The sequence below is a fragment of the Streptomyces sp. NBC_00691 genome, assembly GCF_036226665.1.
GTDB lineage: Bacteria > Actinomycetota > Actinomycetes > Streptomycetales > Streptomycetaceae > Streptomyces.
This window is the reverse complement of sequence record NZ_CP109007.1, coordinates 2451920-2466817: the sequence shown is the minus strand read 5'-3', so window position 1 is coordinate 2466817 and position 14898 is coordinate 2451920. Positions and strand designations below refer to the sequence as shown.

Below are 14898 nucleotides of genomic sequence, written 5' to 3'. Positions count from 1 at the left end.
TCGCCGGGACTCACCGTCCGGCCGGCACTCCCGGCACTCCCGGCACCGCCGGCGTCCAGTGCAGTCGGCCGTCCAGACCGATCGCCGCGACCCCGTCCGCCCCCGCGTCCGGCGCGCCCGCGAACAGGAACCTCTCCAGCTTCCAGGCCGGCCCCGCCGCCCCCGTCCTGCCGTGCGGCGCCGTCGCCAGGAAACCGGTCCGGGACCGGACCGCGAGGAGTCCGCCGCCACCGCTCACCGGGCCGAAGCCCGCCACGCCGCCGGGCAGCTCCGTGAACGGGGAGACCGGGCCGACGCCCGAGAAGTCGGCGCTGCGCAGATCGCCGGAGGCCGGCTTGCGGAACCAGAGCCGTACGCCGTCGCCGTTCGGCGCCGGCGTCGCGCTCAGCGCCAGGGTCGTCGGCGGGAGCGCGGTCAGCGCCGGACCGGTGAGCGGCCCGCCGGGCACGTGCTGGGCCCAGAGGAGAACGGTCTTCGGGGTGCTCGCGAAGACGTACCCCCTGCCCTTCCCGTCGCTCACCGCGACCGGATCGCCGACGACGTCCGTGCCGCCGAGCACCCGCCACGGCCCCCAGCCGCCGTCCGCGTCCTGCGCGCGGGCGGTCAGCCGGCGCAGGCTGTCACGCAGGACCAGGGTCGCGCGGCCGTCGGTGTCCACCGTCACGGCGGGCGCGCTGATGTCCGAGGTGCCGGTCATGTCGTTCCGCTCGGGGGTCCCGAGCGAGCGCCACGGGCCGAAGGCGCCGCCGGGCGCCGTCTGCTCGGTGCTCACGACCTCGCGGCGGTAGCCGGCCGGGCCGCCCGAGAGGAGCGTCCGGGTGCCGTAGACCGCGATCCGGCCGTCGGGCAGCGACACCGATGTGATCCCGGTGTCCATGCCCGTGCCGGGCAGCAGGGTCGGGCCGTTCCACGCGCCGCCGCCGGCCGGCTTCCGCCAGGCCGCGAGCTGTCCGTCGAGGACGGAGAAGGCGTGCAGCCCGCCGTCACGGTCGTGCTGCACCCAGGAGGTGGAGGTGCCCCGGGCGTACCGCACGGTCGCGGTCCAGCCGCGTCCGGCGGGCCGCGCGGCCACCTTCAGGTCGCCGCAGCCCGCGGGCGTCCCGCAGTCGTTGACGCCGTCCAGCCAGGCGTAGGTCTTCAGGGTCTTCAGCTTGTCGCCCGCCGTCTCGGGGTCGAGCGTGTGCGGCAGGACGCTGGTGGGGTAGCCGAGGTAGTTCTGCACGCCGACCCGCGGATGTCCGGGCAGTTCCGCGTACCGGGCGAGCGCGGCCTGGGCGAACCTCGCCCCGTACAGGTGGTCCTGGTGGTCGCGGACCTTCCCGGTCTTGGGGTCGATGCCGGGGCTCGGGTCCTGCATCCGGACGAAGGTCGGGCGGAACCGGTCGAGCAGCCCGGCGATCGTCGCCACGACCTCGTCCTTCGTGTACCGGAAGTCGGCGGAGACCGGGGTGCCCGAGGAGCGCTGCGACTCCAGGGTGCCGATCAGTCCGTGCCAGAGGCCGTTCAGGCTGTGCGGGCGGTACTGGTTGGTCGAACCGGCCTCGCGTATCTGCAGCCACACCAGCTTGACCTTCGGGTCGGCGCGCAGGGTGTCGAGCTCGGCCAGGCCGCCGCCGGCCGTGGGTATCGCCACCCGGTCCCAGGGGCTGGTCCGGCTGCCGGTCGCCATCTCGGAGTACGCGGCACGGATGCCGTTCTGCCGGGCCTCGGCGTAGCCCGCCTTGTCGGCCGTGACGGCGGCGGCGTCGCGGGGCCGGGCGTTGACGCCGTCGGACTCACCGGCCGTCAGGTACACCGCGGCCAGCGGGGTGCCGGAGCGGATGGTCTGGGATATGTCCGGGTTCATGAAGAACAGGTCGTCGTCCGGGTGCGCCACGATCTGCATGACCGAGGTGACGGAGTCCGCCGCGGACGCCGGGGGCCGCGGGTCCGCGGCCGGGTCCCGGGAGTCCGGGCCGGTGGCCATGGGGACCGGCGACGGGGCCGAGGCCCGCGGCGGCGTGGCCGGGGCCGTCGGCGCCGTCCCGGGCGGAGTCGCCGTCTGTGCCGCGGCCGTCTTCGGGGCGCCGGTCACCGACAGGAGTCCGGCGAAGGTGCCGCCCACCAGGACGGCCGTGACCGCGGTGGAGACGGTTCTGCGGCGGGACAGGGGGAGACGGCGGCGGAGGCGTACGGGCATGGTCGGCGGCGCGCTTTCAAGGATCGGGCAGGCGGATCGGTCCCGCGCTGGCGGTCGGGGCGGCTTCAGGGGTCGCCTGGTCGGGCTCGGGCAGGCGGGGTGGTCCCGCGCATGCGGTCGGGTCCGCGTCAGGGTCGCTTCGGCGGGTTCGGGCAGGCGGGGGTGGTCCGCCACCAGCAAGACGGACTTTCAAGGAATACGGTTCATCGACCTCGAAAAGCCATTGATGTGCGGGACATCACGTGTGATCCGCTGCGAAGCGAAGGCCTGAAAGCCCCCGTCCCCCGCTCCGGATAGGCTCGATCCGCCCGGGTTCCGACCCGGGGTGAGTCCCGGGGCCGACCCCGGGGCGGACCTGCTCGGAGGGAGCGGCGGAATGACGGTGCCGGGACGCAGGAGCAGCACGTTCTCACGTCTGCTGCGGCACGGATTCACCGACCCGTCGGGGGCGGAGCGGCTCCTGGACGTGCCCGAGCTGTCCACGCTGCGCGGCGACTCCGTCCTCCTCGACGCCCTCGGGGCGACCGCCGACCCCGACCTCGCCCTGCGCGGTCTCGTGCGGCTCGTCGAGGCGCAGCCCGAGACCGAGCGGCAGACCTTCACGACCACCCTGCTCGCGGCCAAGCCGTTCCGGGACCGGCTCCTCGGGGTGCTCGGCGCCTCCGAGGCGCTCGCCGACCATCTGGCCCGGCACCCGCGCGACTGGGAGTCCCTCGTCACGTACGAGGCCACCGACCTGCACCCGGGGGTCGCCGAGTTCGAGCGGGGTCTCGCCGAGGCCACCGACACGGACTCGCTGAGGGTCGCCTACCGCCGGTGCCTGATGGCCATAGCGGCCCGTGACGTGTGCGGCACCATCGACGTCGCCGAGACCGCCGCCGAGCTGGCCGACCTGGCGACGGCGACCCTGCGCGCGGCGCTCGCCATCGCCCGCACGGCGGCGCCCGCCGACGCCGCGCTGTGCCGGCTGGCCGTGATCGCGATGGGCAAGTGCGGCGGGCACGAGCTGAACTACGTCTCCGACGTGGACGTGATCTTCGTGGGGGAGCCGGCCCATGAGGTCGGCGACCGGGAAGGAGGCGAGGCCAAGGCCATGCAGGCCGCGACCCGGCTCGCCTCGCACCTGATGCGGATCTGCTCGGAGACCACCGTCGAGGGCACGATCTGGCCGGTCGACGCCAATCTGCGCCCCGAGGGCCGCAACGGCCCCCTCGTCAGGACGCTCTCCTCCCACCTCGCGTACTACCAGCGCTGGGCGAAGACCTGGGAGTTCCAGGCGCTGCTCAAGGCGCGCGCGGTGGCCGGCGACCCGGAGCTCGGCGCCGACTACATCGACGCCGTGTCCCCGCTGGTCTGGCAGGCCGCCGAGCGGGAGAACTTCGTCCCCGACGTCCAGAAGATGCGCCGCCGGGTCGTCGACAACATTCCCGCCGCGCAGGTCGACCGCGAGCTCAAGCTCGGCCCCGGCGGTCTCCGCGACGTCGAGTTCGCCGTCCAGCTCCTCCAGCTCGTGCACGGCCGCAACGACGCCGGACTGCACAGCGGCACCACCCTCGACGCGCTCGCCGCCCTCGCCGCCGGCGGCTACGTCGGCCGGGCCGACGCCGCCCAGCTCGACGAGGCCTACCGCTTCCTGCGGGCCATGGAGCACCGCATCCAGCTCTACCGGCTGCGCCGTACCCACCTCGTCCCCGAGGACGAGGCCGACCTGCGCCGCCTCGGCCGCTCGCTCGGACTGCGCACCGACCCGGTCGCCGAGCTGAACAAGGAGTGGAAGCGGCATGCGGCCGTCGTCCGCCGCCTGCACGAGAAGATCTTCTACCGGCCGCTGCTCGACGCCGTCGCCCAGCTCGCCCCCGGCGAGATCCGGCTCAGTCCGAAGGCCGCGGGACAGCGGCTCGAAGCGCTGGGGTACGAGGACCCCGCCGCCGCCCTGCGCCACCTGGAGGCCCTGGCCTCCGGGGTCAGCCGCAAGGCCGCGATCCAGCGGACGCTGCTCCCGGTGCTGCTCGGCTGGTTCGCGGACTCGGCCGACCCGGACGCCGGCCTGCTCGGCTTCCGCAAGGTCTCGGACGCCCTCGGCAAGACCCCCTGGTACCTGCGGCTGCTCCGCGACGAGGGCGCCGCCGCCGAGAACCTCGCCCGGGTCCTCTCCGCCGGTCGCCTCGCGCCCGACCTGCTGCTGCGCGCCCCCGAGGCGGTCGCGCTGCTCGGCGACCCGGAGGGTCTGAAGCCGCGCGGCAGGGACCACCTGGAGCAGGAGGTCCTGGCCGCGGTGGGCCGCGCGTCCGACGCCGAGCAGGCCGTCGCGGCGGCCCGCGGGGTGCGCCGCCGGGAGCTGTTCCGGACCGCGGCGGCCGACCTCATCGGCTCGTACGGCACCGAGGACAGCCCCCGCGAGCCCGACCCGGGCGCCCTGGTCGACCGGGTGGGGGAGGCCGTCACCGATCTCAACGCGGCGACGATCGCGGGCGCCCTGCGGGCCGCCGTGCGCGCCGAGTGGGGCGACGAACTGCCCACCCGGTTCGCCGTCATCGGCATGGGCCGCTTCGGCGGTCACGAGCTGGGGTACGGCTCCGACGCCGACGTCCTGTTCGTGCACGAGCCGCGTCAGGGCGTCGACGAGCAGGAGGCGGCCAGGGCCGCGAACAAGGTGGTCGCCGAGATGCGGCGACTGCTCCAGCTCCCCACCGCCGACCCGCCGTTGCTGATCGACGCCGACCTCAGGCCGGAGGGCAAGAGCGGCCCCCTGGTCCGCACCCTGAAGTCGTACGCGGCCTACTACCACCGCTGGTCCCTCGTCTGGGAGAGCCAGGCGCTGCTGCGCGCCGAACCCATCGCGGGCGACCGTGAGTTGGGAGACCGGTTCATCGAACTCGTCGACCCGCTGCGCTATCCGGCCGAGGGTCTCGGCGAGGACGCCGTCCGTGAGATCCGCCGCCTCAAGGCCCGGATGGAGTCCGAGCGGCTGCCGCGCGGCGCCGACCCGACCCTCCACGCCAAGCTGGGGCGGGGCGGTCTGAGCGACGTCGAGTGGACGGTGCAGCTGCTCCAGATGCAGCACGGCTGGGTGGAGTCGGGGCTGCGGACGACCCGTACGCGCGAGGCGCTCGGGGCGGCCCACGCGGCCGGCCTCGTCCCGACGGAGGAGGCGCAGACCCTGGACGAGGCGTGGGTCCTCGCCACCCGCGTCCGCAACGCGGTGATGCTGGTCCGCGGCCGGCCCGGCGACACCTTCCCCTCGGATCCGCGTGAACTCGCGGCGGTCGGAAGGTACTTGGGATACGAGTCCGGTCATGTCGGCGAGATGGTCGACGACTACCGGCGGATCACCCGCCGGGCCCGCGCCGTCGTCGAGGAGCTGTTCTACGGGGCGTAGCCGCCCGGGCCGGCTGCGCGGAAGGAGCGCGCCGGCCCCGTCCGGAAGAGACGGCGCACCCTGGGGGCGCGCACCGGTGAGGTGGTGAGCAGCGGGATGGCCTTCGGGTGGGCGGCGAAGGCGGCCCGGTAGGAGCGCGCCCAGGCGGCGACGGCCGCGTCCCACGGCCGTCCGTCGAGAGTGCCGCTGTCGATGGCGGCGCAGATCCGCTCCCGCAGCAGCTCCACGATGCCGTCCCGGCCGTCCACATGGTGGTACACCGAAGCCGTCTGCACACCGAGTCGTCTGGCGATCTGGGGGACGCTGAAGTCGCCCTGCGCGACGCCGAGCGCCGCGACGGCTGGATCATCGGCTTCGGCCTCGACCATAACGTCTTCGGCGGCCGCCCCGTCCACCACGACCTGATCGAGGACGTCCTCGGCGGCGCCCCGCTCGGCGTACGGCTGGGCGGCCAGGACCGAGTGTCCGTCGTAGAGGCGGAGGTACGCGGGCACGGGCTCACGGGTCTGATGGCCCTGGAGGGGATGACCACGCACGCGGCCGTCGCGGCGGGGGAGGAGCGGATCGCCGGGCGGATCGCCCCGGGCCTCCGGGCCGACCTCACCGCCTTCGCCGTGGATCCGGTCCTGGCACCGGCGGACGAGACGGAGAACGCCCCGATCCGCCTCACCGTCGCCGGCGGCCGGATCACCTACGGGAACTGACCGGGCGCTCCGTGTCGGCGGCCGCGGTCTTCTCGGCCCCGTCCGTCCCGGCGGCCTGCCCGTTCGCCGGGACGACGTCGGCCTTCTCGTCCTCGCGGTCCGCCTCCGCCTTCGGAGGCGGGCCGCTCCGCGTCACCGCGCCCGGCATGGGCTCGACCAGCTTGGGCAGGCGGTGCGGGCGGGAGCCGTACCAGAAGTAGGAGACGGCGAAGCCGAAGCCGAGGCAGATCATGCCGCCCACCGCGTCCAGCCAGAAGTGGTTGGCGGTGGCGACGATGACGACGAGGGTCGCCATCGGGTAGAGCAGGCCCAGGATCTTCGCCCAGGGCGCCTTGGCCAGGAGGAAGATGGTCAGGCCGCACCAGAGGGACCAGCCGATGTGCATCGACGGCATCGCCGCGTACTGGTTCGACACGTGCTTGAGGTTGCCCGAGGCCATCGAGCCCCAGGTGTGGTGGACGAGCACCGTGTCGACGAAGTCCTGGCCGTTCATGAGCCGGGGCGGCGCGAGCGGGTACAGGTAGTAACCGACCAGGGCCACACCGGTGGTGGCGAACAGGACGGTCCGGAACGCCGCGTAACGGCCCGGGTGCCATCGGTACAGCCACACGAGCACACCGATGGTCACGATGAAGTGCAGCGTCGCGTAGTAGTAGTTCATCGACACGATCAGCCACGTCACCGAGTTCACGGCGTGGTTGACCGCGTGCTCGAAGGCCAGCCCGAGGGACTCCTCCGCCTGCCAGATCCAGTCGGCGTTCTTGAGCGCCTGGGTCTTCTGCTCCGGCACCGCGTTGCGGATGAGCGAGTACGTCCAGTAGCTCACGGCGATGAGCAGGACCTCGAACCAGATCGTGGGGCGTCTGGGCGCGCGCGCACGGAGGCGCGCGAACCTGCCGTCGGCCACGGTGGGTGACGACGGGGTCGTCCGGTTGTCCAAACTCTTCACGGTCGTTTCACCCATAGGGAGAGAGTCTGCCAGATCGCCGCCCCCCGACCGATCATCCCTCCGACGGGTTCGGGGCGCACCCGGTCCACCTCAGGAATGAGGTCGTGGGGAGGGTGCCGTAGGGGTCGGGAACAGGCAGGGGGGCAGGTCGGGCACGGGGCGGGGCAGGTCGGTGGGGGGTCGGGCGCCGGGCCGGCGCGCGGCGGTCAGGCGCGCGCGGCGGGCGGGGCCGAGGCCGTCGACCCGCGGACGACCAGCTCGGGCATGAAGACGAACTCGGAGTGCGGGGCGGGGGTGCCCCCGACCTCTTCGAGCAGTGCGCGGACCGCGGCCTGCCCCATCGCCTGCACGGGCTGCCGGATGGTGGTCAGCGGCGGATCGGTGAACGCTATGAGGGGAGAGTCGTCGAAGCCGACGACGGAGACGTCCCGGGGGACGTCGAGCCCTTGCTGGCGTGCGGCCCGGATCGCGCCGAGCGCCATCATGTCGCTCGCGCAGACCACCGCCGTGCAGCCGCGGGAGATCAGGGCCCCGGCCGCGGCCTGGCCGCCTTCGAGGGTGTAGAGGGAGTGCTGGATCAGCTCCTCGGACTCCTCGAACCCCAGGCCGAGCCGCTCCTGCATACCCTGCTGGAAGCCCTCTATCTTGCGGAGCACCGGCACGAACCGCTTCGGCCCGACGGCGAGCCCGATCCTGGTGTGCCCGAGCGCGGCCAGGTGCGTCACCGCGAGCCGCATCGCGGCCCGGTCGTCGGGGGAGACGAAGGGCGCCTGCACCTTGGGGGAGAAGCCGTTGAGGAGGACGTACGGGACACCCTTGCCGCGCAGCTGGTCGTAGCGCGTCATGTCGGCGGTGGTGTCGGCGTGCAGTCCGGAGACGAAGATGATGCCGGCGACGCCCCGCTCGACCAGCATGTCGGTGAGCTCGTCCTCGGTGGACCCGCCGGGGGTCTGGGTGGCGAGCACCGGGGTGTACCCCTGCCGGGTCAGGGCCTGCCCGATGACCTGCGCGAGCGCGGGGAAGATCGGGTTGTCCAGTTCGGGGGTGATGAGGCCGACGAGGCCCGCGCTGCGCTGGCGCAGTCGTACGGGCCGCTCGTAGCCGAGCACGTCGAGCGCGGCAAGGACGGATTCACGGGTGGCCCCGGCCACACCGGGCTTGCCGTTGAGCACGCGGCTGACTGTGGCCTCACTGACCCCCGCCTGGGCTGCGATGTCGGAGAGCCGCGCGGTCATGAGGATGGACTGTACCGGTCACGGGGCGTGTTGCACACCGCACGGGTGAGGTGCGGGTGATGCAAGCCACTCCGCAAGCTCTTGCAGGATTTGCGGGGCGTGCGTGGTGTGCCCGGGGCGTGCGCGCGGGGCCGTACGGCGCGCGAGGGGCGTGTGTCAGCTGGTGTCAAGCGATTCGACGGCAACCTTCGGGACACGCGGATGTAACGATCCCCGGTCCTTGCAGAAAGTTCTCGCAAGGTCTTTCGGCTCGTTTTCATCCCTGTTACGTTCCTGGCAACCCGGAGCGCCGCGAGGGAGCGGTCGCATGAGGAAGGTTCCAGCCCCTCGTCCCCCCGGGATCCATTGAAGGAGTTCACATGCGGCGTGGCATAGCGGCCACCGCGCTGGTCGCGGCCCTGGGCGTGACCCTGGCGGCGTGCGGGAGCGACGGCGGTTCGGACGGCGGCTCGAAGAGCTCGGGCGAGCTCTCCGGCACGGTGACCTGGTGGGACACCTCCACGGTCGGCTCCGAAGACAAGGTCTTCAAGAAGGTCGCCGAGGACTTCAAGAAGAAGCACCCGAAGGTCACCGTCAAGTACGTGAACGTGCCGTTCGGTGACGCGCAGAACAAGTTCAAGAACGCCGCGCAGTCCGGCTCCGGTGCCCCCGACGTCATCCGCTCCGAGGTCGCCTGGACCCCCGAGTTCGCGGACCTCGGCTACCTCGCGCCGCTCGACGGCACTGCGGCCCTCAAGGACGCGGACGACTTCCTGGAGCAGGCTGCCGCCTCCACGAAGTACAACGGCAAGACCTACGCCGTCCCGCAGGTCATCGACTCCATGGGCATCTTCTACAACAAGAAGATCTTCAAGGAGGCCGGCGTCGAGGTCCCCAAGACCATCGACGAGCTCAAGACCGTCTCCGCCAAGATCAAGCAGAAGACCGGCAACCCCGGCCTCTACCTGCGCGGCGACGACGCCTACTGGTTCCTCTCCTTCCTCTACGGCGAGGGCGGCGACCTCGTCGACGCCGAGAAGAAGCAGATCACCGTCGACAACCCGGCCGGCGTGAAGGGCTTCAAGGTCGTCAAGGACCTGGTGGACTCCGGTGCCGCCAAGACCGATGCCACCGACGGCTGGAACAACATGCAGACCGCCTTCAAGGAAGGCAAGGTCGCGATGATGATCAACGGCCCGTGGGCCGTCTCCGACACCTACGCGGGCAAGGAGTTCGCCGACAAGGCGAACCTGGGCATCGCCCCGGTCCCCGCCGGTTCGGCCGGCCAGGGCGCCCCGCAGGGCGGTCACAACCTCGCCGTCTACGCGGGCTCCAAGAACTTGGACGCCTCCTACGCCTTCGCCGAGTACATGACCTCGGCCGAGACCCAGGCGACGGTCGCCAAGGAGCTCAGCCTGCTCCCGACGCGAGAGTCCGTCTACATCAAGCCGGACGTCGCGACCAACGAGATGATCGGCTTCTTCAAGCCGGTCGTCGACAAGGCCGTCGAGCGCCCCTGGATCCCGGAGACCGGCAGCCTCTTCGCGCCGCTCGTCACCGAGTACACCAAGGTCCTCACCGGCCAGACCACCCCGGACGCGGGAGCGAAGGCGACGGGCGACGCCTACCGCAAGCTCCTGAAGGACTGGAAGTAACAGGAAGGGCAGGCCGGCTGATGGCTGTGGACACCCCCAGCCAGTCGGTGGTGAAGGCCGCGGGCGACAGCGTCGCCCGCGGCCGGAGCCGCGGAACTGGCAAGCGCAGGAGCGTCAGGAAGCGCTCCCTCGCCACCCACTGGTACGCCTGGGCGATGATCGCCCCGGTGACGATCGTGATCGCGGTGATCATCGGCTATCCGCTGGTCCGCGGCATCTACCTGTCGCTGACCGACGCCAATGAGCGGAACGTCGCGCGGTCGATCGGCGTCAACGAGATCCCGGCCACCTACGAGTTCGTCGGCCTCGACAACTACACCGACGCGCTCACCGGCGGCCAGTTCCTCTCCACCCTGGGCTGGACCCTGCTGTGGACGGTGTCCTGCGTCTCGGTCACCTTCGCGCTCGGCCTGACCCTGGCCAACGTCCTCAACCGCAAGATCGCCGGCCGCTCCTTCTACCGGCTGCTGCTGATCCTGCCCTGGGCCGTGCCCGGCTTCGTCTCCGTCTTCGCCTGGCGCTTCCTCTACAACCAGGACAACGGTCTCCTCAACAAGATCCTCGCGGGCGGCGGCATCGACGCCGTCCCGTGGCTGAACGACCCCACCTGGGCCAAGTTCTCGGTCATCCTCGTCAACGTCTGGCTCGGCGTGCCGTTCATGATGGTCGCCCTCCTCGGCGGGCTCCAGTCCATCCCCGGCGAGCTGTACGAGGCCGCGGAGATGGACGGCGCCAATGCCTGGCAGCGGTTCCGGCACATCACCATGCCCGGCCTCAGCTCGGTGTCGACGACGGTGATCCTGCTCTCCACCATCTGGACCTTCAACATGTTCCCGGTGATCTTCCTGCTCACCCGGGGCGGGCCCGGCGAGGCCACCCAGATCCTCGTCACCCAGGCGTACAAGTTCTCCTTCGAGGTCAGTCCGCGCGACTTCGCCCAGTCCTCCACCTGGGGCGTGCTCATCCTGGTCCTCCTGATGCTCTTCGCCGCGGTCTACCGGCGAGTCCTCCGCAAGCAGGGAGAAGTCTGGTGACGACCACGACCCCCACCCCCCAGGCCGTCGCCAACACGCCGCTCCGCGGACGCCGTTCGCCGCTCGCCTCGGTCGCCCTGCACGTCACCCTGATCGTGGCGTCCGTGATCGCCGTCTTCCCCGTGCTGTGGGTCCTGCTGACCTCGCTCAAGCCGGCCAAGTACGCGATCACCACGGACTTCTTCAAGGAGACGACGCTCGAGAACTACACGAACCTGCTGAACGACACCCCGTTCCTCACCTGGTTCGCCAACTCGCTGCTCGTCGCCGGTCTCACCACGGTCATCGGCGTCTTCATCTCCGCCACCACCGGCTACGCCGTCAGCCGCTTCCGTTTCCCCGGCAAGCGCGGCCTGATGTGGACGCTGCTCATCACCCAGATGTTCCCGGTCGCCGTCCTGATCGTGCCGATCTACAACATCATGGCGTCGATGGGCCTGCTCAATCAGCCGGCCGGCCTGGTCATCACCTACCTGACCATCGCCGTCCCGTTCTGCGCGTGGATGATGAAGGGCTTCTTCGACACCATCCCGCGCGAGATCGACGAGTCCGGCTACGTCGACGGCCTCACCCCGTTCGGCACGTTCTGGCGGCTGATCCTGCCGCTCGCCAAGCCGGGCATCGCGGTCACCGCGTTCTACTCGTTCATCACCGCCTGGGGCGAGGTCGCCTACGCCTCCGCCTTCATGGTCGGCGACGAGAACCTCACGCTGGCCGGCGGACTCCAGAAGTTCGTCAACCAGTACGGCGCCCAGTGGGGCCCCATGGCCGCGGCCTCCGTGCTCATCGCCATCCCCGCCGCCCTGGTGTTCCTCTTCGCCCAGCGCCACCTCGTCACCGGCATGTCCGCCGGTGCCGTCAAGGGCTGACGGCCCTGAGCCCGCCCTCTGCACGCACCTCTGTACGCGCCTCCTTACCTCCCAGGGAAGACATGACCCAGCATCTCGCCACCCCGGCCGACGCCCCGACCACCGGCACGCACACGGGCTGGTGGAGAGACGCGGTGATCTACCAGGTCTACCCGCGCAGCTTCGCCGACGGCAACGGCGACGGCATGGGCGACCTGGAGGGGATCCGCGGCCGGCTGCCGTACCTCAAGGACCTCGGCGTCGACGCCGTCTGGCTCTCCCCGTTCTACGCCTCGCCGCAGGCCGACGCCGGATACGACGTCGCCGACTACCGGGCCATCGACCCCATGTTCGGCTCGCTCCTCGACGCCGACGCCGTGATCCGCGACGCCCACGCCCTGGGCCTGCGCATCATCGTCGACCTGGTCCCCAACCACTCCTCCGACCAGCACGAGTGGTTCCAGCGCGCGCTGCGCGAGGGCCCCGGCTCGGTCCTGCGCGAGCGCTACCACTTCCGCCCCGGCAAGGGCGAGAACGGCGAACTGCCGCCCAACGACTGGGAGTCCATCTTCGGCGGCCCCGCCTGGACCCGCACGGACAACCCGGACGGCACCCCCGGCGACTGGTACCTCCACCTCTTCGCCCCGGAGCAGCCCGACTTCAACTGGGAACACCCCGCCGTCCGCGACGAGTTCCGCTCGATCCTGCGCTTCTGGCTCGACATGGGCGTCGACGGCTTCCGCGTCGACGTCGCCCACGGCCTCGTCAAGGCGGAGGGCCTGCCCGACCTCGGCGCCCACGACCAGCTGAAGCTGCTCGGCAACGACGTCATGCCCTTCTTCGACCAGGACGGCGTCCACGAGATCTACCGCTCCTGGCGGAACGTGCTCTCCGAGTACGACGGCGAGCGTGTCCTCGTCGCCGAGGCCTGGACCCCGACCGTCGACCGCACCGCGAACTACGTGCGCCCCGACGAGATGCACCAGGCCTTCAACTTCCAGTACCTGGGCACCCACTGGGACGCCGCCGAGCTGCGCCGCGTGATCGACGACTCCCTGGAGGCGATGCGCCCGGTCGGCGCGCCCACCACCTGGGTGCTCTCCAACCACGACGTCACCCGGCACGCCACCCGCTTCGCCAACCCGGCGGGCCTCGGTACCCAGCTCCGCGAGCCCGGCGACCGCGCACTCGGCCTGCGCCGGGCCCGCGCCGCCACCCTGCTGATGCTGGCGCTCCCCGGCTCGGCGTACGTCTACCAGGGCGAGGAGCTCGGCCTGCCCGACGTCACCGACCTGCCCGACGAGGTCCGCCAGGACCCGTCGTTCTGGCGGGCGTCCGGCCAGGACGGCTTCCGCGACGGCTGCCGGGTCCCGATCCCGTGGACCGTCGAGGGCGGCTCGTACGGCTTCGGCGCGGGCGGCTCCTGGCTGCCGCAGCCCCCCACGTGGGGCGGCCTGAGCGTCGAGGCGCAGACCGGCGACCCCGGCTCCACCCTGGAGCTGTACCGCAGCGCCCTCGCCGTGCGGCGGGCGCAGCCCGGACTCGGTGCGGGCGAGGCCGTCGAGTGGCTGGAGGCACCCGAGGGTGTGCTCTCCTTCCGTCGCGACGGCTTCGCCTGCATCGCCAACACCACCGGCCGGGCCATCTCCGTCCCGCTGCCCGGCCGGTTCCTTCTCTCCAACGAGGAGATCACCATCGTCGACGACGAGGCGGTCCTGCCCGCCGACTCGACCGCCTGGTGGGCGGTGTGACGATCCCCCTGCCGCGGGGCGCCGGGAACGGCGCCCCGCGGCTCGCGGACATCGCGGCCCAGTCCGGGGTCAGCGAGGCCACCGTCAGCCGGGTCCTCAACGGCAAGGCGGGGGTGGCCGGCGCGACCCGGCACAAGGTGCTCGCGGCGCTCGACGTGCTCGGGTACGAGCGTCCCGTGCGGCTGAAACGCCGCAGCGCGGGGCTCGTCGGGCTCGTCGTCCCCGAGCTGACCAACCCGATCTTCCCGGCGTTCGCGCAGGTCGTCGAGCAGGTCCTCGCCGGGCACGGCTACACCCCGGTGCTCTGCACCCAGATGCCCGGCGGCGCCACCGAGGACGAGCTCGTCGAGCAGCTCGTGGAGCGCGGGGTGGCCGGCATCGTCTTCCTCTCCGGGCTGCACGCGGACGCCTCCGCCGACCCGGCCCGCTACGCCCGGCTGACCGCCCGGGGCGTGCCGTACGTCCTCATCAACGGCTACAACGAGCACATCGACGCCAACTTCGTCTCCCCGGACGACCGGGCCGCGGCGCGGATGGCCGTGCGGCACCTGGTGGAGCTGGGGCACGAGCGCATCGGTCTCGCCATCGGCCCCACCCGCTACGTGCCCTCGCGCCGCAAGGCCGAGGGCTTCACCGCCGAGCTGTACGAGCTCCTCGGCGTGGAGCGCGCCGACGCGGAACGGTTCATCAGACCCACGCTCTTCGGAGTCGAGGGCGGGCACGCGGCCGCCGACATCCTGCTCGGCGAGGGCTGCACCGGCATCGTCTGCGGCTCCGACCTGATGGCGCTCGGCGTGATCCGTGCCGTCCGTGCCCGGGGCCTCGACGTGCCCGGGGACGTCTCCGTCGTCGGCTTCGACGACTCGCCGCTCATCGCCTTCACCAGCCCTCCGCTGTCCACCGTGCGCCAGCCCGTCCAGGCGATGGCGACGGCGGCCGTCGGCGCGCTCCTGGAGGAGATCGAGGGAAATCCCGTCCAGCGCACGGAGTTCGTCTTCCAGCCGGAGCTGGTGGTCCGCGGCTCCACGGCGCAGCCGCCCGCCCGCGCCGGGCTGCCGCAAGTCCTTGCGTAACAACTTGCGTTGTGGTGTCCGGAGGGTTGACCGGGCGTCGGGGCACTCGTACGGTCACGGCTGAAAACAGTTGCTGAAATTTTCGGCAGCTTCTTGCGACAGTGAAGTCAGC

The 14898-nt window shown here is 71.8% G+C and carries 10 protein-coding genes and 1 pseudogene; 7 read left to right on the top strand and 4 right to left on the bottom strand.

The genetic code is table 11. From position 1 onward, the window contains the following. Nucleotides 1-10: 10 nt before the first annotated feature. On the bottom strand, nucleotides 11-2179 hold the full coding sequence (locus OG392_RS11055) for a PIG-L family deacetylase (protein ID WP_329278092.1): 2169 nt from the start codon (nucleotides 2177-2179) through the stop codon (nucleotides 11-13). A gap of 376 nt (nucleotides 2180-2555) precedes the next feature. Between OG392_RS11055 and OG392_RS11050 the strand changes: the two genes are divergently transcribed. After that, nucleotides 2556-5558: a bifunctional [glutamine synthetase] adenylyltransferase/[glutamine synthetase]-adenylyl-L-tyrosine phosphorylase gene (locus tag OG392_RS11050; RefSeq protein ID WP_329278090.1), complete on the top strand. Its 3003-nt coding sequence runs from the start codon at nucleotides 2556-2558 to the stop codon at nucleotides 5556-5558. A gap of 56 nt (nucleotides 5559-5614) precedes the next feature. Here OG392_RS11050 and OG392_RS11045 read toward each other — a convergent pair. Further along, nucleotides 5615-5926: pseudogene (locus tag OG392_RS11045) on the bottom strand (TetR/AcrR family transcriptional regulator); the annotation flags it as partial. On the opposite strand from OG392_RS11045, the gene OG392_RS11040 reads away from it, so the two are divergent. Then, the gene (locus OG392_RS11040) at nucleotides 5807-6262 is read left to right on the top strand and encodes an amidohydrolase family protein (protein WP_329278088.1); all 456 of its coding nucleotides are present in this window, start codon (nucleotides 5807-5809) and stop codon (nucleotides 6260-6262) included. The pseudogene OG392_RS11045 and the gene OG392_RS11040 overlap by 120 nt on opposite strands. Here OG392_RS11040 and OG392_RS11035 read toward each other — a convergent pair. Both OG392_RS11035 and OG392_RS11030 read right to left on the bottom strand, forming a co-directional pair. Continuing rightward, a complete protein-coding gene (locus OG392_RS11035; protein ID WP_329278086.1) occupies nucleotides 6246-7226 on the bottom strand; it encodes a phosphatase PAP2 family protein in 981 nt (326 codons plus the stop codon). The two genes, OG392_RS11040 and OG392_RS11035, sit on opposite strands and share 17 nt — an antisense overlap. Before the next feature lie 191 nt (nucleotides 7227-7417). Continuing rightward, nucleotides 7418-8446 carry a LacI family DNA-binding transcriptional regulator gene (locus OG392_RS11030; protein ID WP_329278084.1) on the bottom strand — a complete coding sequence of 343 codons (1029 nt, stop codon included), beginning with the start codon at nucleotides 8444-8446 and terminating at the stop codon, nucleotides 7418-7420. Between the two features lie 359 nt (nucleotides 8447-8805). Between OG392_RS11030 and OG392_RS11025 the strand changes: the two genes are divergently transcribed. From OG392_RS11025 to OG392_RS11005, 5 genes are all read left to right on the top strand, one after another. Next, nucleotides 8806-10080, top strand: a complete 1275-nt coding sequence (locus OG392_RS11025) for an extracellular solute-binding protein (protein ID WP_329278082.1) — start codon at nucleotides 8806-8808, stop codon at nucleotides 10078-10080. Between the two features lie 20 nt (nucleotides 10081-10100). Continuing rightward, nucleotides 10101-11114, top strand: a complete 1014-nt coding sequence (locus OG392_RS11020) for a carbohydrate ABC transporter permease (RefSeq protein ID WP_329278080.1) — start codon at nucleotides 10101-10103, stop codon at nucleotides 11112-11114. Then, nucleotides 11108-11983 carry a sugar ABC transporter permease gene (locus OG392_RS11015; protein WP_443055065.1) on the top strand — a complete coding sequence of 292 codons (876 nt, stop codon included), beginning with the start codon at nucleotides 11108-11110 and terminating at the stop codon, nucleotides 11981-11983. The genes OG392_RS11020 and OG392_RS11015 overlap by 7 nt, the downstream gene beginning before the upstream one ends. 62 nt (nucleotides 11984-12045) lie before the next feature. Continuing rightward, nucleotides 12046-13713, top strand: coding sequence for a glycoside hydrolase family 13 protein (locus OG392_RS11010; RefSeq protein WP_329278076.1), 1668 nt, complete (start codon nucleotides 12046-12048; stop codon nucleotides 13711-13713). After that, nucleotides 13701-14786: a LacI family DNA-binding transcriptional regulator gene (locus OG392_RS11005; protein ID WP_329278074.1), complete on the top strand. Its 1086-nt coding sequence runs from the start codon at nucleotides 13701-13703 to the stop codon at nucleotides 14784-14786. The genes OG392_RS11010 and OG392_RS11005 overlap by 13 nt, the downstream gene beginning before the upstream one ends. The last annotated feature ends 112 nt before the right edge of the window (nucleotides 14787-14898 follow it).

Coding starts and splice junctions, on each gene's coding strand:
- OG392_RS11055 (WP_329278092.1), bottom strand. CDS start 2,179: ATGCCCGTACGCCTCCGCCGCCGTCTCCCCCTGTCCCGCCGCAGAACC.
- OG392_RS11050 (WP_329278090.1), top strand. CDS start 2,556: ATGACGGTGCCGGGACGCAGGAGCAGCACGTTCTCACGTCTGCTGCGG.
- OG392_RS11040 (WP_329278088.1), top strand. CDS start 5,807: ATGGTGGTACACCGAAGCCGTCTGCACACCGAGTCGTCTGGCGATCTG.
- OG392_RS11035 (WP_329278086.1), bottom strand. CDS start 7,226: ATGGGTGAAACGACCGTGAAGAGTTTGGACAACCGGACGACCCCGTCG.
- OG392_RS11030 (WP_329278084.1), bottom strand. CDS start 8,446: ATGACCGCGCGGCTCTCCGACATCGCAGCCCAGGCGGGGGTCAGTGAG.
- OG392_RS11025 (WP_329278082.1), top strand. CDS start 8,806: ATGCGGCGTGGCATAGCGGCCACCGCGCTGGTCGCGGCCCTGGGCGTG.
- OG392_RS11020 (WP_329278080.1), top strand. CDS start 10,101: ATGGCTGTGGACACCCCCAGCCAGTCGGTGGTGAAGGCCGCGGGCGAC.
- OG392_RS11010 (WP_329278076.1), top strand. CDS start 12,046: ATGACCCAGCATCTCGCCACCCCGGCCGACGCCCCGACCACCGGCACG.